The sequence below is a fragment of the Bradyrhizobium sp. CCBAU 25360 genome, from assembly GCF_028128695.1.
GTDB classification, from domain to species: Bacteria; Pseudomonadota; Alphaproteobacteria; order Rhizobiales; family Xanthobacteraceae; genus Bradyrhizobium; species Bradyrhizobium ottawaense.
In genome coordinates this window covers 148,423-166,957 of the sequence record NZ_LBJA01000001.1, presented here as the reverse complement: position 1 = coordinate 166,957, position 18,535 = coordinate 148,423, and the positions used below count along the sequence as shown (strand labels likewise).

Annotated in this window: 16 protein-coding genes; 10 read left to right on the top strand and 6 right to left on the bottom strand. The window is 63.5% G+C overall.

The window, feature by feature from the left end; translation table 11 throughout:
- Positions 1 to 32 precede the first annotated feature (32 nt).
- The gene (locus tag XH81_RS00700; protein WP_028143354.1) at positions 33 to 326 is read right to left on the bottom strand and encodes a hypothetical protein; all 294 of its coding nucleotides are present in this window, start codon (positions 324 to 326) and stop codon (positions 33 to 35) included.
- 575 nt (positions 327 to 901) lie between these two features.
- Between XH81_RS00700 and XH81_RS00695 the strand changes: the two genes are divergently transcribed.
- The 6 genes from XH81_RS00695 to XH81_RS00670 all read left to right on the top strand — a co-directional run bounded on the left by XH81_RS00695 (position 902) and on the right by XH81_RS00670 (position 6,772).
- Positions 902 to 2,080 (top strand): ABC transporter substrate-binding protein, encoded by a 1,179-nt coding sequence (locus tag XH81_RS00695; RefSeq protein ID WP_028143353.1) that lies wholly within the window; start codon positions 902 to 904, stop codon positions 2,078 to 2,080.
- A gap of 181 nt (positions 2,081 to 2,261) precedes the next feature.
- Positions 2,262 to 3,131 carry a branched-chain amino acid ABC transporter permease gene (locus tag XH81_RS00690; RefSeq protein WP_028143352.1) on the top strand — a complete coding sequence of 290 codons (870 nt, stop codon included), beginning with the start codon at positions 2,262 to 2,264 and terminating at the stop codon, positions 3,129 to 3,131.
- Positions 3,132 to 3,139: 8 nt separating this feature from the next.
- Positions 3,140 to 4,168, top strand: coding sequence for a branched-chain amino acid ABC transporter permease (locus XH81_RS00685; protein ID WP_028143351.1), 1,029 nt, complete (start codon positions 3,140 to 3,142; stop codon positions 4,166 to 4,168).
- Positions 4,165 to 4,920: an ABC transporter ATP-binding protein gene (locus XH81_RS00680; protein ID WP_028143350.1), complete on the top strand. Its 756-nt coding sequence runs from the start codon at positions 4,165 to 4,167 to the stop codon at positions 4,918 to 4,920. The genes XH81_RS00685 and XH81_RS00680 overlap by 4 nt, the downstream gene beginning before the upstream one ends.
- A complete protein-coding gene (locus XH81_RS00675; protein ID WP_028143349.1) occupies positions 4,913 to 5,629 on the top strand; it encodes an ABC transporter ATP-binding protein in 717 nt (238 codons plus the stop codon). Before XH81_RS00680 ends, XH81_RS00675 begins: the two co-directional genes overlap by 8 nt.
- A gap of 24 nt (positions 5,630 to 5,653) precedes the next feature.
- The gene (locus XH81_RS00670; RefSeq protein WP_028143348.1) at positions 5,654 to 6,772 is read left to right on the top strand and encodes a cobalamin-independent methionine synthase II family protein; all 1,119 of its coding nucleotides are present in this window, start codon (positions 5,654 to 5,656) and stop codon (positions 6,770 to 6,772) included.
- A gap of 194 nt (positions 6,773 to 6,966) precedes the next feature.
- Here the strand turns inward: XH81_RS00670 and XH81_RS00665 are convergent, their stop codons facing one another.
- A complete protein-coding gene (locus XH81_RS00665; RefSeq protein WP_028143347.1) occupies positions 6,967 to 8,691 on the bottom strand; it encodes a caspase family protein in 1,725 nt (574 codons plus the stop codon).
- A gap of 168 nt (positions 8,692 to 8,859) precedes the next feature.
- Between XH81_RS00665 and XH81_RS00660 the strand changes: the two genes are divergently transcribed.
- The 3 genes from XH81_RS00660 to ahcY all read left to right on the top strand — a co-directional run bounded on the left by XH81_RS00660 (position 8,860) and on the right by ahcY (position 13,020).
- The gene (locus tag XH81_RS00660) at positions 8,860 to 10,215 is read left to right on the top strand and encodes a hypothetical protein (protein ID WP_028143346.1); all 1,356 of its coding nucleotides are present in this window, start codon (positions 8,860 to 8,862) and stop codon (positions 10,213 to 10,215) included.
- 62 nt (positions 10,216 to 10,277) lie between these two features.
- Positions 10,278 to 11,474 (top strand): methionine adenosyltransferase, encoded by a 1,197-nt coding sequence (gene metK / locus XH81_RS00655; RefSeq protein WP_028143345.1) that lies wholly within the window; start codon positions 10,278 to 10,280, stop codon positions 11,472 to 11,474.
- Between the two features lie 124 nt (positions 11,475 to 11,598).
- Positions 11,599 to 13,020, top strand: a complete 1,422-nt coding sequence (gene ahcY / locus XH81_RS00650) for an adenosylhomocysteinase (RefSeq protein ID WP_028143344.1) — start codon at positions 11,599 to 11,601, stop codon at positions 13,018 to 13,020.
- Between the two features lie 75 nt (positions 13,021 to 13,095).
- Here ahcY and XH81_RS00645 read toward each other — a convergent pair whose 3' ends face one another.
- Both XH81_RS00645 and XH81_RS00640 read right to left on the bottom strand, forming a co-directional pair.
- Complete coding sequence (locus XH81_RS00645; protein ID WP_028143343.1) at positions 13,096 to 14,115, bottom strand: class I SAM-dependent methyltransferase; 1,020 nt, start codon at positions 14,113 to 14,115, stop codon at positions 13,096 to 13,098.
- Complete coding sequence (locus XH81_RS00640; RefSeq protein ID WP_080670205.1) at positions 14,108 to 15,103, bottom strand: fatty acid desaturase; 996 nt, start codon at positions 15,101 to 15,103, stop codon at positions 14,108 to 14,110. The genes XH81_RS00645 and XH81_RS00640 overlap by 8 nt, the downstream gene beginning before the upstream one ends.
- A gap of 409 nt (positions 15,104 to 15,512) precedes the next feature.
- Between XH81_RS00640 and XH81_RS00635 the strand changes: the two genes are divergently transcribed.
- A complete protein-coding gene (locus tag XH81_RS00635; RefSeq protein WP_097668503.1) occupies positions 15,513 to 16,979 on the top strand; it encodes a flavin-containing monooxygenase in 1,467 nt (488 codons plus the stop codon).
- Positions 16,980 to 16,997: 18 nt separating this feature from the next.
- On the opposite strand, the gene XH81_RS00630 is transcribed toward XH81_RS00635, so the two are convergent.
- On the bottom strand, positions 16,998 to 18,254 hold the full coding sequence (locus XH81_RS00630; protein WP_028143340.1) for a YbfB/YjiJ family MFS transporter: 1,257 nt from the start codon (positions 18,252 to 18,254) through the stop codon (positions 16,998 to 17,000).
- Positions 18,255 to 18,286: 32 nt separating this feature from the next.
- The gene (locus tag XH81_RS00625; protein ID WP_028143339.1) at positions 18,287 to 18,523 is read right to left on the bottom strand and encodes a tautomerase family protein; all 237 of its coding nucleotides are present in this window, start codon (positions 18,521 to 18,523) and stop codon (positions 18,287 to 18,289) included.
- Between the last annotated feature and the right edge of the window lie 12 nt (positions 18,524 to 18,535).

The following is an 18,535-nucleotide window of genomic DNA, read 5'->3' as shown; positions in this document are numbered from 1 at the left end:
TGTTCGCCACTCCCTATTCGCCATTCGCTCCCTTAGCGCACCGCGCCAGCCGGCGCGGTCCCGGTCGCGCCCTTCTGCGCCTGCTCTTCCTTCTCGCGATCCGCCGCCGGCAGCAGCCGCTTGCGTTCGCGCTCCTTCATGTAGGCGTCGTATTGCGGCGTGCCCGCTCGCGGCGGGGCATCGGCCGGCAGCCCGCCGGCCCATTGCGGGATTGAGTCGCCCATGCCGGCGGAGAGTCTTTCGTTGACGGTGCCGCAGCCGGCAAGGTTGGAAGCCAGCAAGGCAACGACGGCAGCGATTGAAGGCAAACGGATACGCATGAGCATCTTCTGGGTCGAACTGGACCGGGCGCGGATGACCGGCGCCCGATGGGCGCCAGCGGCGCACTCTAGTCCTCAACAAGTAAAATTGGCCTATTCGACGACGGATTTGTTTGTATACATAATGGTAAAATAATACGCAATTTTAGGCGTTGATTGGGTCTCTTTAGGTGGTACGGTATACAGTCCGTATTTTCGGCGGGGGCAATCGGAGTTGGGAATTTCGATCTCGTCGTCCGGCGAATGTTCGAATTCTGCAAAGCGGAGGCGGATTTCTCCAGCCACGTCGCCGCCGGGCGCTCTTACCGTGCAGTATCGACCCGGAGGGACCCGGCTCGCACAGCGAAAGGCTTTCTTGTTGACAGGGCCATTTTATTTGTACAATCGTACAAATATCTCCTCCGCCGTCGATCCGATCGCGCGGCTTGCGCCGAATGGTCGCCCAACGTCCGATTGACAACGGGGTTGCAGAGGACGCCATGTGGCCGCGCGGCATGGCTTGTCCGTAGGTTAGAGCGCGGCAAGGACCGGGTACTCGGTCTGGCGCACAACAGGTCAGGAATGAAGGGGAGGGACATCTGATGTTCGAACGCAGAATTTTTTCACGCACCGTAGCAGCAGCCGCCATCGCGGGCGTTGCAGGCCTTGCGTCTGCCAAGGCCGAGGACACCGTCAAGGTCGGCCTGATCCTGCCGATGACCGGCGGCCAGGCTTCGACCGGCAAGCAGATCGAGAACGCGATCAAGCTCTACATGCAGCAGAAGGGCGACACCGTCGCCGGCAAGAAGATCGAGATCATCCTCAAGGACGACGCCGCGATCCCGGACAAGACCAAGACCGCCGCGCAGGAGCTGATCGTCAACGACAAGGTCAACTTCATCGCCGGCTTCGGCGTGACGCCGGCCGCGCTGGCGGCCGCGCCGCTGGCGACGCAAGCCAAGATCCCGGAAATCGTGATGGCGGCCGGCACCTCCATCATCACCGAGCGCTCACCCTATATCGTGCGCACCAGCTTCACGCTGGCGCAGTCCTCGACCATCATCGGCGACTGGGCGGTGAAGAACGGCATCAAGAAGGTGGCGACGCTCACCTCCGACTACGCGCCGGGCAATGACGCGCTCAACTTCTTCAAGCAGAATTTCACCGCAGGCGGCGGCGAGGTGGTCGAAGAAGTCAAGACGCCGCTGCAAAACCCGGACTTCGCGCCGTTTCTGCAGCGCATGAAGGACGCCAAGCCGGACGCGATCTTCGTGTTCGTGCCGGCCGGCCAGGGTGGCAACTTCATGAAGCAGTATGCCGAGCGCGGCCTCGACAAGGCCGGCATCAAGGTGATCGGGCCGGGCGACGTCACCGACGACGACCTGCTCAACAACATGGGCGACGCCGTGCTCGGCACGGTCACCGCGCATCTCTACTCCGCGGCGCACCCCTCGCAGATGAACAAGGATTTCGTGGCAGCCTACAAGAAGGCGTTCGGCAATCGTCCGGGCTTCATGGCGGTGAGCGGGTATGACGGCATCCACCTGATTTATGAGGCGCTCAAGAAGACGAATGGCGACACCGACGGCACCAAGCTGGTCGAGGCCATGAAGGGCCAGAAGTGGGAGAGCCCGCGCGGCCCGATCTCGATCGACCCCGAGACCCGCGACATCGTCCAGAACATCTACATCCGCAAGGTCGAGAAGGTCGACGGCGAGCTCTACAACGTCGAGTTCGCGACTTTCGAGGCCGTCAAGGATCTCGGCAAGACCAAGAAGTGACCCGCGAAAGCGGGGCATCCCGGGGCGCGCATTAGCGCGAACCCGGGATATCATGCCCCTTGCTCCGCGTCATGGCCGGGCTTGCCCCGGGCATCCACGCGAAGCCAGGAAAACAAAGTCCGGACAAGAACGTGGATGGCCGGGACAAGCCCGGCCATGACGATAACTCTAAGCTGAGACGATGACCTCTATCCTCACCAACCTGTTCGATGGCGTTGCCTACGGCATGCTGCTGTTTGTGCTCGCGTGCGGGCTTGCGGTCACGCTTGGATTGATGAACTTCGTCAATCTCGCCCATGGCGCCTTCGCCATGGCCGGCGGCTATGTCTGCATGGTGCTGGTCAACCGGATGGGCTGGCCGTTCTTCGCAGCGCTCCCGCTCGCTTTCGTCTCCTCTGCCGCGATCGGCATCGCGCTCGAACGGACGCTGTACCGCCACCTCTATACGCGCAGCCATCTCGATCAGGTGCTGTTCACCATCGGCCTGACCTTCATGTCGGTTGCTGCCGTCGACTATATCCAGGGCTCCTCGCGCGTCTTCATCAACCTGCCGGCGGCACTTCAGGGGCAGTTCGACCTGTTCGGCGTCGGCATCGGCCGCTACCGGCTGATGATCATCGTGATCTGCGGCCTGCTCACCATCGCGCTGCAGATGGTGCTGGCCAAGACCCGCTTCGGCAGCCGCCTGCGCGCCGCCGTCGATGACCCGCGCGCCGCAAGCGGCCTCGGCATCAACGTGCCGCAGGTGTTCGCCTTCACCTTTGCCTTTGGCTGCGGGCTTGCCGGCCTCGGCGGCGCACTGAGCGCTGAGATCCTTGGCCTCGATCCGTATTTCCCGCTGAAGTTCATGATCTACTTCCTGATCGTGGTCACCGTCGGCGGCTCGTCCTCGATCACCGGCCCGTTCCTCGCCTCGCTCCTGCTCGGTATCGGCGACGTCGCCGGCAAATATTACGTGCCGAAGATGGGCCCCTTCGTGATCTACACCATGATGATCGTGATCCTGATCTGGCGTCCGAACGGCCTGTTCGGCCGCACGGCCGCGCGTTGAGTTCGCCGATGAGTGCTTCCTCCGACGTCGGTCATCACGCCCAGCGCCAGGCGCGCTGGCACTACGGCGAAGTCGCCTTCTGGCTGATCGTGCTGGCCTGCGGCTTTGCATTTCCCACGCGCTATCTGATCATGACCGACATCCTGCGGCTGGCGCTGTTTGCGATGTCGCTGGATCTCATCCTCGGCTATGCCGGCATCGTCTCGCTCGGGCATGCTGCCTTCTTCGGCGTCGGCGCTTATGCCGCGGGGCTTCTCGCGCTTCATGGTATCGTGAACGAGCCCGTGTTGGCGCTGATCGTCGCTGGCCTGGCCGCGATGGTGCTCGGCTTTGCCACCAGTTTCCTGGTGATCCGCGGCGTCGATCTGACGCGCCTGATGGTGACACTCGGCATCGCGCTGCTGCTGGAAGCGCTCGCCGAGCGCTTCTCCAACATCACCGGCGGTACCGACGGCCTGCAGGGCATCGAGATGCAGCCGATCTTCGGCCAGATTCCCTTCGATATGTTCGGCAAGGCCGGTTTCTTCTATTCGCTGGCTGTCCTGTTCCTGCTCTTCCTGTTCGCCCGCCGCGTGGTGCATTCGCCGTTCGGCCTGTCGCTGCGCGCGATCAAGAACAATCCGCTGCGCGCCGCCGCGATCGGCATTCCCGTCAACCGCCGCCTGATCGCGATCTACACGCTCGCGGCGTTCTATGCCGGCGTCGCGGGCGCGCTGTTCACCCAGACCACGGCGATCGCCTCGCTCGACGTGTTTGCCTTCGAACGCTCCGCCGATCTGATGCTGGTGCTCGTCATCGGCGGCACCGGTTACCTCTACGGCGGACTGGTTGGCGCGGTGATCTTCCGCATGCTCCAGGAAGTGTTCTCCACCATCACCCCGCAGTACTGGCAATTCTGGATCGGTCTCGTGCTGGTCGTGATCGTGCTGGTCGGCCGTCAGCGCCTGCACCGCTGGGTGCTGTACGTACCCAATCTGGTCATCAGGCAGATTGCGGGACGCAAGGCCGTCGTCGCCGTGCCGGAGAGCGACGCATGACCATCGTGCTCGAAACCCAAAATCTCGAAAAGCAATTCGGCGGCCTGCGCGTCACCCGCGACCTGTCCTTGAAGATCGAGCAGGGCGCTCGCCACGCGCTGATTGGCCCGAACGGCGCCGGCAAGACCACGGTCATCAACCAGCTCACCGGCGTGCTCAAGCCGAATTCGGGCCGCATCCTGCTCGAAGGCCAGGACATCACCGATCTTCCCGTGCACAAGCGTGTGCTGCGCGGCCTGTCGCGCACCTTCCAGATCAACCAGCTCTATCCTGACCTGACGCCGCTCGAGACCATTGGCCTTGCCGTTTCCGAGCGGCTCGGGCATGGCGGCGACTGGTGGCGGCGGATGGGCACGCGCAGCGACGTCAACGGCGAGATCGCCGATCTGCTCACGCGCTTCCACCTGCTCGACGTCATGAACGAACAGACCGTGACGCTGCCCTACGGCAAGCAGCGCCTGCTCGAGATCGCGGTCGCGATCGCCGCCAAGCCGCGTGTGCTGCTGCTCGATGAGCCCGCCGCCGGCGTGCCCGAGAGCGAGCGCCACGACATTCTCGCGGTCGTCGGCAGCCTGCCGCGCGACGTCACCGTGCTGTTGATCGAGCACGACATGGACCTCGTGTTCTCCTTCGCCGACCGCATCTCCGTGCTGGTTTCGGGCGCGCTGCTCACCGAGGGCCCGCCCGAGCAGGTCGCGCGCGATCCGCAGGTCAAGGCCGTCTATCTCGGCGAGGAGGCGGTCAATGTCTGACCTGCTCGCGATCGATTCGTTGCGCGCCGGTTATGGCGAGGCGGTGGTGCTGCCCAACATGTCCCTGCGCCTCGCCGAGGGCCAGGTGCTGGCGCTGCTGGGCCGCAACGGCACCGGCAAGACCACGCTGATCAATTCGATCGTCGGCGTCACCCGCCGCTTCTCAGGCAGCGTGGCGCTCGCCGGCACCGATGTCACTTCGCTCCGGCCTGACCAGCGGGCGCGCGCCGGCATCGGCTGGGTGCCGCAGGAGCGCAACATCTTTCGCTCGCTCACTGTGGAAGAGAACATGACCGCGGTGGCGCAGCCCGGTCCCTGGTCGGTCGAGAAGGTCTACGAGATGTTCCCGCGGCTGAAGGAGCGGCGGAGCAATTTCGGCAACCAGCTCTCCGGCGGCGAGCAGCAGATGCTGGCGATCGGCCGCGCGCTCACCCTCAATCCGAAAGTGCTGTTGCTGGACGAGCCGACAGAGGGCCTTGCCCCCATCATTGTCGAGGAGCTCTTGAAGGCGATTGGCAGCATCACGCGGGCAGGCGGCATCTGCTCGATCATCGTCGAACAGAATGCCCAAAAGATTCTGGGGCTGGCCGACCGCGTTGTGATATTGGAGCGCGGGACGATCGTCCACGATGCTCCGAGCGCCGCGCTGAAAACCGACCCCTCGGTCCTGGAACGCCATCTCGGCGTCGCCGGGGCGGCGGCTCACTAAACTAAAATGTCCAGGGAGTAAGACATGCAGCGAACCAAAGCCCCCTTCCGCGCCGACGAGGTCGGCAGCCTCCTGCGTCCGACCAAGATCAAGGAAGCCCGTAGCCGGCTCGAGAAGGGCGAGATCTCGGCCGACGATCTGCGCAAGATCGAGGACATGGAGATCGAGAAGGTCGTGCACAAGCAGGCCTCGATCGGGCTCAAGCTCGCGACCGACGGCGAGTTCCGCCGCTCATGGTGGCATTTCGACTTCCTGGCCAAGCTCACCGGCTGCGAGCTGTTTCATCCCGACACCGGCATCCAGTTCGCAGGCGTGCAGACCCGGCACGACGCGGTGCGGGTGATCGACAAGCTCGACTTTCCCGACGACCACCCGATGCTGGACCACTTCCGCTTCCTGAAGAAGGTCGCCGACCAGGCCCACGTCACCGCCAAGATGACGATACCTTCGCCGGCAGTGCTGCACTTCCGCGGCGGCCGCAAGTCGATTTCCAAGGACGTCTATCCCGATCTTGAGGCCTTCTACGAAGACCTCGGCAAGACCTACCGGAAAGCCGTCAAAGCGTTCTACGATGCCGGCTGCCGCTATCTCCAGTTCGACGACACCGTGTGGGCCTATCTCTGCTCGCAGGATGAACTGCAGAAGGCGCGCGAGCGCGGCGACAATCCGGACGGTCTCCAGCAGATCTATGCCCGCATCATCAACTACGCGCTGGCCGAGAAGCCCGCCGACATGGTCGTGACGACGCATGTCTGCCGTGGCAATTTCCGTTCGACCTGGATTTCTTCGGGCGGCTATGAGCCGGTTGCCGAGACCATGCTCGCCGGCACCAATTACGACGGCTATTTCCTCGAATATGACAGCGACCGCGCCGGCGGCTTCGAGCCGCTGCGCTTCCTGCCCAAGGGCAACAAGGTCGTCGTGGTCGGCGTCATCACCTCGAAGTTCGGAGAGCTCGAGAAGAAGGACGACATCAAGCGCCGTCTGGAAGAAGCCGCCAAGTTCGCCCCGCTGGAGCAACTCGCGCTGTCGCCGCAATGCGGCTTTGCCTCGACGGAAGAGGGCAACGTCCTCTCCGAGGAAGAGCAGTGGGCGAAGCTGAGCCTTGCGGTCGAGATCGCGAAGGAAGTGTGGGGCAACTGACGGGCAGCGCTCGCCTCGCTCCTGTCCCGGACGCGCTGCAACGCGCTTAGCGTTGCGGTGCAGAGCCGGGACCCAGAAAGCAACGAGCTGCCCCCGCGGGAAAATGGGCCCCGGTTCTGCAGCGCACCGCTGAACTGGACGATGCTACGCATCGCCAGGAAAGCGCTGCGCTGCGTCCGGGGCACGAGACCATCTCACTTCTCCGCCAGATAGACCTCGCCCAGCAGCGACGAGTTCGACCACGGCACCTGCTTGTTCTTGGTGCTCGAAACCACCTCTGCCCGCACCCGCGTCAGCATCTGCTGCACCTCCAACCCCGGGGTGCCGAGATGGCGAGACAACGCGGCGGAGAACGGCGAATTCGCGCCTTCGCCGTCGAGCGCGACCTGGCCCGGCGCGGTCGCGAATGCGATCAGCGTGCCGGCCCCTAACGTCGCGCCGCTGCCGAGGCTCGTCGGTGCAGCGAGACCCGAAGCGCCCTCGATGCCGCGACTGCTGCCGGCGGATGCGACCTGCTGCGCCATGGGATTGTTGCGGCAGGCATCGAAGATCAGGATGTTGGTGCGAACCTGGTCGTTGAGGCCGGCCATGATCGTGTCCATGTCGATCATCGCTTCTGTCATGCCCGTGCCCGGCTTGAGTTCGACGTCGACGGGAATGAGGTAGTTGCGGCCGTCGACCTGGACGCCATGGCCGGCATAATAGACCACCGCCACCTGCGCCCGGGCGGCCTCGCGCAGGAAGTCGCGCGTCATCTTCTGCATCGCGGCACGGTCGAGATCGACGCCCTCCGACACGGTGAAGCCGATGTCGCGCAGGCTCTTTGCGACCGCACGGGCATCGCTGGACGGGTTGGGTAGTGCCTTGACGTGTTGATAGGCGCCGTTGCCGATAATCAGCGCCATGCGCTTGCCGCGGCCGCTCGCGAGCGGAGATGGCGAGGGCGCCGGCGTCGCGGTCGCCTGCTGCTGTGACGGCGTGCTGGGCTGCTGCGCGATCGACATCGGCGCGTCGCGCGGGACCGGTGCGGGCGCTTCGGTGACGAGCGAGAGCCGCACCTTTGCGGTGGCCTGATTGGCCTTGCTGCCGGCGTCCGACGCCACGACCGCGAGCGCCGCCTTGTAGTCCTCGCGCGCGCTTGCGTAGTCACCCTTCGCTTCATAGGCCAGCGCGCGATGGGTGTAGCCGGAGATCAGCACGCTGTTCGGCGGCGTCATGATGTTGGCCGGCGGTTTGTCCCTGGCGAGCCGGATCGCCTCGCTGCCGTCGGCGATGGCGCGATCGAGATCGCCCTTGGCGCGCCAGATCGCGGTGCGGTTGAACAGCGGCTGCGGCAGCGAGGGGTCTAACCGGATCGCCTGGTTGATGTCGGCGAGAGCGTCGTCGAGATCGCCGAGCGCCTGTTTCGAGATGCCGCGGTTCTGGAACGAGAACGCCGATTTCGGATCGGCCTTGATCGACATGTCGTAATCGGCAATGGCCTTGGCATAGTCGTGCTTGCCGCGCCAGGCGTTGCCGCGATTGTGGAAGATGATGCCGCTGGGCGGTCCGAGTTTCAGCGCGTCGTCGAAATCGGCGATCGCGATGTCGTAGTCGCCCTTATCGTAATAGGCCGAGCCCCTGAGATTATAGGCCGCCTGGCTCGGCTGGAGCCGGATCGCTTCGGTGGCGTCGGTGATGACTTTTGCGTAGTCGCCCTTCTTGTTCCAGCCCACCGCGCGCCAGAAATGGATCGTCGCAAGCTGCTCGCCTCGAAACACCTTCAAGGCGATGATCTTGTTGCAGGCGTCGATCATCTTGTCCGCTGGCGTCGTGTCGGTGGTGCAGAGCGGCCCAAGCTGGCTGCGCGCCTGCGCGACAGCGGGCGCGGACCACAGGGTTACGGCGAGCAGGCTGAGCGCGACGAGCAGGCGGCGCATGGCGATGGCCCCATCGGAGAGAAGCGCCTGTTTGTTGCCCGGCGGGGTGCATGGGTTCACGCTAGCGGCGGCGCGAACGGTGGGGAGACGCCTTGATCCTCTATTCCCTTAGTGGGCAGATTTTGCTAGGAGGCGAAGCCCAACTTTTCTGCCCACCGCGTCCCACCCATGAAAAACGACGAAATCCTGAGCCAGATCACGGAGTTCTGCCGCAAGGCGGACATGGCGGAATCGACGTTCGGCCGGCGGGCGGTGAACGATGGGAAGCTGGTGCATCGCCTGCGCGAGGGCAAGCGCATCACCATCGATACGCTGGACCGGATCCAGGCCTATATGGCGGCATCGATGGCCGGCGGCGTGCCGCCGCCGCGCGGGCTTCAGGTGCCGCCCGAAAAGCGCGATCCACGCGGCAATTTCCGTTTCTTCGAGAATCGCCAGAAGTACCTGCTGTTCGTCCACACCTGCAGCGAGAAGCGGGTGGTCGCCGACAGGGTCGCACTGGAGCTTTCCTCCATCCATCCGCGCCCACCGGCCTTGCGCGTGTTCGACGCCGGCGTGGGCGACGGCACGGTGTTGGCGCGGGTGCTGCGCGCGACGCATCAGCGCTACCCGCACATGCCGTTCTACGTCGCCGGCAAGGAGCTCAGCCTGGAAGACCTGCGCCTGACGCTGGAGAAGGTGCCGGACCGCATTTTCGAGCATCCCGCGTCGGTTTTCGTCTTCACCAACATGTTCTACTCGGAGGCGCCCTGGCTGACGCCGGCATCGCCGGCGGCGGCGGCTGCGACCGTCTGGCACGAGGTCCCGCTGCGGGGCGCCTCTTCAGGTGAGTTCGAGCAGCAGATCGCGGAGCTGAGACCGTTCCTGGAGCAGAACTGGCGCGCCGCGATCAGCCCACGCACGGCCATGCCGCTGTACGAACGGCCGGTCGTCCTGGTGCTGTATCGCGAGGACCACAGGTTCTTGCTGGATTCGACCATTCCGCGGCCGGGCCAGACCGAGGCCAATTTCGACCTCGTCATCGCATCCCAGCCCTACCGCGCCCTGTCCTCGGTCAATTTCCGGGCAAAGCGGATCATCGCGCCCCTGGCCCGGGCACTTCGGCCGGGAGGCCGGCTGATCGGAATCCACTCCCACGGCCAGGATCCGGGCATGGAAATGATCCAGGCGATCTGGCCAGGAGAAAATCCTTTCGCCGTGAGCCGTCATGAGCTATTGCGCGCCGTTAAGTATGAACTTGGCTCGTTGGGCCGCGACTTAAATTTTAATGCATATGCGGATAACCGCTCGATCTTCAGGTATGATATGGAAGCGCTGCCCAACGAGGTAACCGGCACCATCGGAACCTCGACAGCCTTTGCAGCGTGGAATGCGGCGGTGTATGTCGCTCAGATTGAGGACGACCGGTTGACAGAAATGACTCAAAACGGCCGCACTCTGGATGCCGCCAGGGACGTTCTGCGGAAGTACAATGGGCTCTGGTTTCTCGACGAATCCTACGTCATCTCGCGCCGGCGTGATTGACATCATCCACAGGTAAACATCGCAAACGCCCGCCGGTTTAGCGGCGGAACAAGGGGTTACTGATGCGCGCGTCCTATCTCTTCACCAGCGAGTCCGTGTCCGAGGGCCATCCGGACAAGGTGTGCGACCGGATCTCCGACGAGATCGTCGATCTGTTCTACCGCGAAGGGCCGAAGGCCGGCATCGACCCCTGGCAGATCCGCGCCGCCTGCGAGACCCTGGCGACCACCAACAAGGTGGTGATCGCCGGTGAGACCCGCGGTCCGAAGTCGGTGACCAACGAGCAGATCGAGGGCGTCGTCCGCGGTGCGATCAAGGACATCGGCTACGAGCAGGAAGGCTTCCACTGGAAGACCTGCGACATCGAGATCCTCCTGCATCCGCAGTCGGCCGACATCGCCCAGGGCGTTGATGCGCTGCAGCCGGGCGAGGTCAAGGAAGAGGGCGCGGGCGACCAGGGCATCATGTTCGGTTACGCCACCAACGAGACGCCAGATCTGATGCCGGCGCCGATCTTCTACGCCCACAAGATCCTTCGCCTGATCTCCGAAGCCCGTCACTCCGGCAAGGAGAAGGTGCTCGGTCCGGACTCCAAGAGCCAGGTCACCGTGCAGTACGAGAACGGCAAGCCGGTCGGCGTGCGCGAGATCGTGGTTTCGCATCAGCACCTGGTCGAGGACATCTCGTCCAAGCAGATTCGCGACATCGTCGAGCCCTATGTGCGCGAGGCGCTGCCGAAGGACTGGATCACGCCGAAGACGATCTGGCACATCAACCCGACCGGCAAGTTCTTCATCGGCGGTCCCGATGGTGACTCCGGCCTGACTGGCCGTAAGATCATCGTCGACACCTATGGTGGCGCGGCCCCGCATGGCGGCGGCGCGTTCTCCGGCAAGGATCCGACCAAGGTCGACCGCTCGGCGGCTTATGCTGCGCGCTACGTCGCCAAGAACATCGTTGCCGCCGGCCTTGCCGACCGCTGCACGCTCCAGCTCGCCTACGCCATCGGCGTGGCGCGGCCGCTGTCGATCTACATCGACACCCACGGCACCGGTAAGGTGCCGGAGGAGCAACTCGAGAAGGCGGCGGCGCAGGCGATGGATCTGACGCCCCGCGGCATCCGCAGCCATCTCGACCTCAACCGCCCGATCTACGCGCGCACCTCGGCCTACGGCCATTTCGGCCGCACGCCCGACAACGAGGGCGGCTTCTCCTGGGAGAAGACCGACCTCGTCGAGCAGCTCAAGCGCGCGCTCTGATTCATTTGCGTCATTCCGGAGCGCCGCAATAGCGGCGAACCCGGAATCTCGAACTGCCTGATTCCGGGTTCGCTCGTTTCGCGAGCGGGTCCGGAATGACGAGCCAAACAAACAGGAACCTCCAATGAACGCGAAGCCCGGCTTCACCGATTACATCGTCAAGGACATTTCGCTCGCCGATTTCGGCCGCAAGGAGCTCTCGCTCGCCGAGACCGAGATGCCCGGTCTGATGGCCACCCGCGAAGAGTACGGCCCGAAGCAGCCGCTGAAGGGCGCGCGCATCGCCGGCTCCTTGCACATGACGATCCAGACCGGCGTGCTGATCGAGACGCTGGCCGCCCTCGGCGCCGACATTCGCTGGGTCTCCTGCAATATCTATTCGACGCAGGACCACGCTGCGGCCGCGATCGCGGCCGCCGGCATTCCCGTCTTCGCCGTCAAGGGCGAGACGCTGACCGAGTACTGGGACTACACCGCAAAACTGTTCGACTGGCACGGCGGCGGTCACCCGAACATGATCCTCGACGACGGTGGTGACGCCACCATGTACGTCCATCTCGGTCTGCGCGCCGAGAACGGCGACGCTGCGTTCCTGGACAAGCCGGGTTCGGAAGAAGAGGAAGTCTTCTTCGCGCTGCTGAAGAAGCAGCTCAAGGAAAAGCCCAAGGGCTACTTCGCCGAGATCGCCAAGAGCATCAAGGGCGTGTCCGAAGAGACCACCACGGGCGTGCATCGTCTCTATGACATGCAGAAGGCCGGCACGCTGCTGTGGCCCGCCATCAACGTCAACGACAGCGTCACCAAGTCGAAGTTCGACAATCTCTATGGCTGCCGTGAATCGCTGGTCGACGGCATCCGCCGCGGCACCGACGTGATGATGTCGGGTAAGGTTGCGATGGTCGCCGGCTTCGGCGACGTCGGCAAGGGTTCGGCCGCCTCGCTGCGCCAGGCCGGCTGCCGCGTGATGGTGTCGGAAGTCGATCCGATCTGCGCGCTGCAGGCCGCGATGGAAGGCTACGAAGTCGTGACCATGGAAGACGCAGCTCCCCGCGCCGACATCTTTGTCACCGCGACCGGCAACAAGGACATCATCACCATCGAACACATGCGCGCGATGAAGGATCGCGCCATCGTCTGCAACATCGGTCACTTCGACAACGAGATCCAGATCGCGGGTCTGCGTAACCTGAAGTGGACCAACATCAAGCCGCAGGTCGACGAGATCGAATTTCCGGACAAGCACCGCATCATCATGCTGTCGGAAGGCCGCCTCGTGAACCTCGGCAACGCGATGGGCCATCCGTCCTTCGTGATGTCGGCCTCCTTCACCAACCAGACCCTGGCGCAGATCGAGCTGTTCGCCAATAACAAGGACGGCAAGTACAAGAAGGAAGTCTACGTGCTGCCGAAGTCGCTCGACGAGAAGGTCGCGCGCCTGCACCTCGCCAAGATCGGCGTCAAGCTCACCGAGCTGCGCAAGGACCAGGCCGACTATATCGGCGTGAAGCAGGAAGGCCCGTACAAGTCGGACCACTACCGCTACTGAGGCGCAGCGCGCGTCAAGAACGCACGAAGCCCCGGAGCAATCCGGGGCTTTTTTTCGGCCTCACGCTGTTGTCGGTCACGCGACCGGCGGACCTCCAGGCTTGCGCGCAAGGACCAGCATGGCCGAAGTCCTTGCGCCAAGCGTGCGACGAAGCAACTCAAAGCCTGTGATCGCCATCAACGGGAGGCGTGACTTCATCGGATTGAACCATTCCGCAAGCTTCGGCATCGGCAGGACCGTGTTGTAGCGCAAGCCATGGCGGAACGAGTGAAGCCAGAAGGAATGTCCGGTCTGGTAGAAAATGCCCGCTGGCTCCAGTCCGGCCTTCTCGACCGCCCGCCCGATGCTCTTGCTGTTAAAGAGGGTCCAATGCCGGGGAATATGAAGTCCGCCCCACCAGCCATTGGAGAAGAGCCGGCGATCGATCGAGTCGGTGTTCGGAGTCTCGAGCGCAAGGACTCCGCCAGGAGATAGCCACTCCGTTAACTTGCGCATCACGGCGATCGGATCTTCCACATGTTCGATCACGTGAAACATCGTGATGAGATCGATCGTGCCCGGTTCGATCTCGGTGCAGTCCTCGACGCGTCCCGCCCAAACCCTGAACCCGTCACTCTGAAGTTTGGGCAGCGCCGGCGAGGGCAAGTCCATGCCATAGATGCGGTCCCGCGACATCCCCCGTTCCGCGAACTGGTAGAGATAGCGGCCATCGCCGCAGCCGACGTCCAGATAGCTGGTCGGTTTTTTCTCCATCCGCTTGGTGATCCCGGCAAGCTTGATGCGATCGAGCATCGCCTTGCCTTTGAGAATGACGGCCGGCAGCTTTTCCGACATATCGTAGGCATAGTAGGTTGGCGGATAGATCGTGGACAGCTCACCGTTTGCCGGTCGCGGATCGATCCAGACCGCTTCACACTCGGTGCACTGGAAAAAGGTCCAAAGATTGCGGCACGTCTCGATTTCATAATCGAATCCGTGCGCATATTCGCGCCGATGATCGGACCCGCAAACGGGACAATGACTGACGCGCACCGTCTCGATCAGTGGTGCGTTCGTATCGTAGTTCGGCGGAAGACCAATGCCTCGCTCAAGCATGGGATTGCTCGGGCATGACAATTGCGGCGTTGCTCCGCCGCCAATTGGCATACGAGATCAGGTAGCCGACATACGATTTTCGCCACACAAGCCGCGTGTCGCCTTTCCTTGCGATCTCCGAGGTGCGTATCAGACGATCAGCCTCGGGCAGGTTGTAGTACGGGATGCTCGGCCAAAGATGGTGAGCCATATGATAGTTCATGTTGTGAGGGGCGAAGAACAGCTTCTCGAACCAATTGCTCTCGTAGGTGATCAATCGCATCGAGCTGTCTGCGTCTTCATCGGCGATCATCATCGAATGCTCGCAGAATACGCGCACGAGATCGGCGCGGTAGGCAAGGGCGTAGGTTGGCGCAAGCCAGAGGCACGGATAAGCCCAGGCTCCGATCGAATAGCTCAGGCCACCAATCAGAGCGAGTTGCCAGGCGGCCAGAAGAAGGATGTCTCGGAGCCGATAGGGCTCGGAGGGTTCGACGGGACTAGCGACGGAGTGGGGCGATCGCTTGAAAAACACATTCCTGACGGCCGTCACAAGCGGGCTGACGCCACTTAGGAATGCCATGAAGGGGATGACCACATCCTTGCCCTCGTGCACATATTTGAAACGATCGGGGTCGTCCGCGAGGCACGTTGAATGATGGTGCGTCATGTGGTTGCGACGATTGATCCGCGTGATTGCGCCGATCGAGGCGGTCATCGTCAGGTCATTCCAGAGATCATTGAGGGTAACCGATCGAAAGAGTCTGCGATGGAGCCCATCATGCATAATGATGTAGAGGCCATAGAAATTCACACCGACGACGAAGAAGGCGAGGACGGCTGTGGCAAAGTTCGGCCACAGCGCGACCATCGTCCAGGCCGCTACGATCAATGTCCAGTGGACCACCGTCGCCAAGACGGGAACCCACGGTCTTATCTCGTTGAGCCGTCTGAGGTCTGACGGCGTGATCAGATTAGCGCGAAACGGCGAATAGGCCTGGACCGACATTTCACGGTGCTCCCAGCGCAGGTCGTTCAAGCGGTCGAAGTACTACCCGCAATGGAAGGGAATATAAAGTAGTTCTACTAGCAAAAGGCCGACTCGATCGCCGGATTAGTCTGTCGTTTGCCGTGGATACACGTTCCAGCCGCTCCGCGGTTGGAGCCGGTTCCGAGCGAGCCAATGCCTTGGAGCCGTGCGCGGGGCGACGTCGTTGGCGCGCGCTGGGAATGCGCGTAGACCAACAAGAAGACCAAAAAGGTCGCGAAGACGCCGAAGTTCGATTTCTGGCGCTTTCAGGACGGGAAGGCGGTGAATTCCACGAGGATTTCGACACCACCTGGGTCTACAGTGTGACCATCTCCTGACGGTTGCAATTCGGCGCGGCGCTGCCCATGCTGTGCCCAGGGAGAGCGCCATGGCCGAAGCCGCAGAACATCTCGACGTCATCATCGTCGGTGCCGGCCTGTCAGGCATCGGCGCGGGCTATCATCTTCAGACCAAGTGTCCCACCAAGAGCTACCTCATCCTGGAGGGGCGCGACTGCATCGGCGGCACCTGGGATCTGTTCCGCTATCCCGGCATCCGCTCCGACAGCGACATGTTCACGCTCGGCTATTCGTTCAAGCCGTGGACCGATCCGAAGGCGATCGCGGATGGGCCGCAGATCCTGAACTATGTGCGCGAGACCGCGGCCGAGAACGGCATCGAGAAGCACATCCGCTTCCGCCATCGCGTCAAACGGGCTTCGTGGTCGACGCCGGACGCACGCTGGACCATTGAGGCCGAGCGCATCTCGGGCGACGGCGCGACCGAGCTGGTGTGCTTCACCTGCAATTTCTTATTTCTGTGCTCGGGCTATTACAAATACGAGGCGGGCTACACGCCGGAGTTCAAGGGCGCCGCTGATTTCGCCGGCCGGATCGTCCATCCGCAGAAATGGACCGAGGACATCGACTACGCGGGCAAGCGCGTCGTGGTGATCGGCTCGGGCGCGACCGCGGTGACGCTGGTGCCGGAGCTCGCCAAGAAGGCGGCGCAGGTCACCATGCTGCAGCGCTCGCCGACCTACGTGGTGTCGCGCCCTGCGCAGGATCCCGTCGCCAACAAGATCCGCCGTAATCTGCCGACGCGGCTTGCCTATCATGTCATCCGCTGGCGCAACGTGATGTGGGGGATGTTCTTCTTCCAGCTCAGCCGGCGGCGGCCTGCGAAGGTCAAGGAGCTCGTCCTCAAGGGCGTGCAGATGGCGCTTGGCCCGGACTACGACGTCGCCACCCATTTCACGCCGCGCTACAATCCCTGGGACCAGCGGCTCTGCCTGGTGCCTGACGGCGACCTGTTCAAGGCGATCCGCGAGCAGCGCGCCTCCGTCGTCACCAGCGAGATCGACACGTTCACGCGGGACGGGATTCGCCTGAAGGATGGCAGCGAGCTTGCCGCCGACATCATCGTGACGGCGACCGGGCTGGTGCTCCAGGTCGTCGGCGGTCTCGACGTCAGTGTCGACGGCCGTGCCGTGGATTTCGCCAATACGCTGACCTACAAGGGCATGATGTATGCCGACGTGCCCAACATGGCCTCGGCCTTCGGCTACACCAATGCGTCCTGGACGCTGAAATGCGATCTCACCTGCGAATATGTCTGCCGTCTCATCAATTACATGGACCGGCACAATTTCCGCCAGTGCATGCCGCATAACGACGATCCCGAAATCACCGCGCAGCCGTCGCTGGACTTCACCTCGGGATATGTGCAGCGCTCGGTCGCCAAGATGCCGAAGCAGGGCTCGAAGCAGCCGTGGCGGCTGTACCAGAACTACGCGCTCGACATCGTCTCCCTGCGCTTCGGCCGGATCGACGACGGCGTGATGCGATATTCCTGAACGCATCGCCGCCTGGAGTTATGCCTTGCGTGTGGCAAGTGCCAGTGCAAGGTCGATCGCGAGCGCCAGCCCCACCGCGCCGCCGCCGAGTGCGAACAGCACCAGATAATCGCCGCCGGTCTGCGCGTAGATCCAGGAGAAGCCGTAAGCGGCCGCGGCCTGGAACAGTGCAAAGCTGGTGGTGGCATGGCTCCAGGTCGCGCGCTGCTGCTCGGCAGAGTGCGGCACGAGTTCATGGATACGTCCGAGTACCAGTGGCACGATGCCGGGCGTGAAGCCGCCGACCACGAGGCTCGATACGATCAGGGAAAGAGGTGCGGTGCTGACGGTCGGCAGCAGCACCGCGGCCGCCTCGATCAGAAAGGCCGCGCGCAACGCCGGACCGAACCCGGCGCGGTCACCGAGATGGCCGGTGACGAGCGGGCCGACGATGGCGCCGAGACCGTACAGCACCCAATAGCGCGATCCCGCGGCAATGCCCTGGCCGAGGCCGCGCGCCACGAAATCGACGATGAAGACCATGTGCGGTACCAACGCCACCGCGTTGAGGCCGTACTGGATCAGCAGCGTGCCGGCGATGGCCGAGGTTTGACGGGGCTTGGTTTGAGAAAGCGGAGTGTCGCTCTTCGCTTCGGCGGGCCAGTTCCACCAGCTCGCGAGCGTGAGCAGGGCGGAGAGCACGCCGAGCCCATACCAGCTCTGCTGCAGGCCCTGTTGCAGCAGCAGCGGCACCAGCGTGCCCGATGCGGCGACGCCGAGGCCGACGCCGGCAAAGATCACGCCGCCGACGATGCCACGCCTTGCGGCTAAGGTGTGCGGCAGAATGACGGAGGCCGCCAGCACCATGATGATTCCGCCGGTGAGGCCGGAGAGGAAGCGCCAGGCGAAGAACCACGTGAACGACACCGGCGATGAGCTGGCGAAAAAGGAGAGGGTGGCAAGCAGCATCATCGCCCGCAACGCGCGAACCGCGCCGATGCGGCTGGCGACACTCCGTGCCGCGAGCGCGCCCGCGAGATAACCGGCGAGGTTCGCAGCGCCGAGATAGACGACATCCGATGCGCTGAACCATTTTGCCGCGATCAGGGCCGGGATCAGCGGCGTGTAGGAAAAGCGGGCGAGGCCGAGTCCGACCAGCGAAGCGGACAATCCCGCCGCCGCATATCGCCAGGTCCGCTGCGAAGAGTGCTGCTTTGACGAGGTCTCTCGTGAGGCCGATACTGGCCTCGGATGTGGCCGAGCCCCGGCGTGTGGTTTCAGATCTGCGTTGGTCATGTCACCCTCGTGCGCGCGCGATCGCGCGCGGATCATCCTGTCTGGGCGGCGCGGCGCCGCCGGAACTCCGGCACGGGCAGGCCGCCCCAGCCCCAATTGTCGGTGTCGACTTCCTCGATCACGACGAAGGTGGAATCGAACGGCTTGCCGAGCACGTCGAGCAGCAGCTGGCTCGACCCCTTGATCAGTGCGGCTTTCTCCTCCGCGGTGAGCGACGCCGCCCCTGGCGTCGTTCCTTCGCGGGTCACTTGAATGGTGACGATGGGCATTGTGGATCTCCT